The following is a 1,520-nucleotide window of genomic DNA, read 5'->3' on the forward strand; positions in this document are numbered from 1 at the left end:
GGCCTTTCTCCACGATCGCTGCCGCGCATTCCTCAAGCTCTGCGCACGGACGTTTTTTGTAATATTCAGCCGTACGCTCCGCAGGGTTTGATTCCTTCGGCGTCTCCACAAGACCCAAAAGCTCTTTGCATACAATAGAGCCGTTTTGCTCCTGGAATTGCTCAGCCAGATCGCGGATGCGCTGGTAATGTGCCTTCTTGCCTTCTTTATCTTCCGGCGAAGTATAGCCACGCTTCATGCCTTCCACGATGAACATGCCGGTAACCGCGCCGCACACCTCCCGAAGCTGTCCCATGCCGCCGCCAAACGACGCGGCGATCTTCAAGGCAGTCTGCGCGTCGAGTCCTACCTCGTCTGCGTATGCGAGCACCACCGCCTGGCAGCAGTTGTACCCTTCCTTAAAATAGGCTTCCGCCTGCTTCGATTTTTCACTCATTTTTCTTCCCCCTTTTGGTAGACCGCCACGACGTCCGCCGCACTATCAAGCCATTCCCCTTCTATCTCCCCGATCGTTCCTTTGTCCGCCGCCTGCGCAATATGCGGATCAAGAGGTATCCTCGCGAGAACGCTCAGACCGTATTTTTCGGCCGTCTCCTCGATATGGCTTTCGCCAAACACTGAAATTTCTTTCCCGCAATCCGGACAGGCAAGATAACTCATATTTTCTACCAGCCCGAGGATCGGGATATCCATCATGTTTGCCATTTGCACCGCCTTGCCGACGATCATCGACACAAGCTCCTGCGGCGACGCTACCACGATGATGCCGTCAACAGGCAGCGACTGGAAGACTGTCAGCGGTACATCGCCCGTACCCGGCGGCATATCCACAAACAGACAATCAACATCCGTCCATACAGTATCCGTCCAGAACTGCTTGACTGTCGCGCCGATCACAGGCCCGCGCCATACGACGGGCGTTGTCTCGTCCGGCAGCAGCAGGTTTACAGACATGATCTGTATGCCTTCCTTTGTATAAACAGGAAAGATCGTCTCCCCCGCCCCGGTCGCTTTTTCCGTCACGCCAAACATTTTAGGGATGGACGGTCCGGTGATATCCGCGTCAAGGATCGCCGTTACAAGACCCTTCCTGCGCAGCTTTACCGCCATCATGGCGGTGACAAGCGATTTGCCCACGCCGCCCTTGCCGCTCACCACGCCGATCACCTTTTTCACGGTGCTCAACTCATGCGGCTGTTCTATAAAATCCTGCGGGTCTGCCTGACGAGAAGCACAGCTTTCGCCGCAGCTCCCGCAATCGTGCGTACAATTTTCACTCATTGTCGTTTTCCTCGTTTTCCGTTAATCTTCTTTGCTTTCCTGTTTCCGCCGCGTGTATCTCCTTATTTAAGAAATAAGAGATCACCGTACGGATCGCCACGATGGCTGCCAGGCGGACAATATCCTCAAGCGTCGGTTTTACGATCGTCTCGATGATGTCCGCGACGATCAAAATTTCAAGACTTAAAAGCACATAGCCGCTCAGTCCGTTTTTGGCGTCCTGCAGTTTTTCTAAGCGC

Annotated in this window: 3 protein-coding genes; all 3 read right to left on the minus strand. The window is 54.2% G+C overall.

All coding sequences use genetic code 11. The annotated features are described in order from the left end of the window. On the minus strand, positions 1–436 hold a 436-nt coding region (locus VB081_RS11390; protein ID WP_323400934.1), incomplete at its 3' end, for a C-GCAxxG-C-C family protein. Beyond that, entirely contained in the window at positions 433–1,281 is an 849-nt protein-coding gene (locus VB081_RS11395; protein ID WP_323400935.1) for an Mrp/NBP35 family ATP-binding protein, read from the minus strand. The genes VB081_RS11395 and VB081_RS11390, both read right to left, overlap by 4 nt. Beyond that, positions 1,274–1,520: DUF1622 domain-containing protein (locus VB081_RS11400; protein WP_323400936.1), on the minus strand; the 247-nt coding region annotated here is incomplete at its 5' end. The genes VB081_RS11400 and VB081_RS11395, both read right to left, overlap by 8 nt.

Source organism: Christensenella sp. (assembly GCF_034927525.1).
Taxonomy (GTDB): domain Bacteria; phylum Bacillota; class Clostridia; order Christensenellales; family Christensenellaceae; genus Christensenella.

Bases quoted from the DNA above. Each gene is read 5' to 3' on its own strand.
- VB081_RS11395 (WP_323400935.1), bottom strand. From the start codon at position 1,281: ATGAGTGAAAATTGTACGCACGATTGCGGGAGCTGCGGCGAAAGCTGT.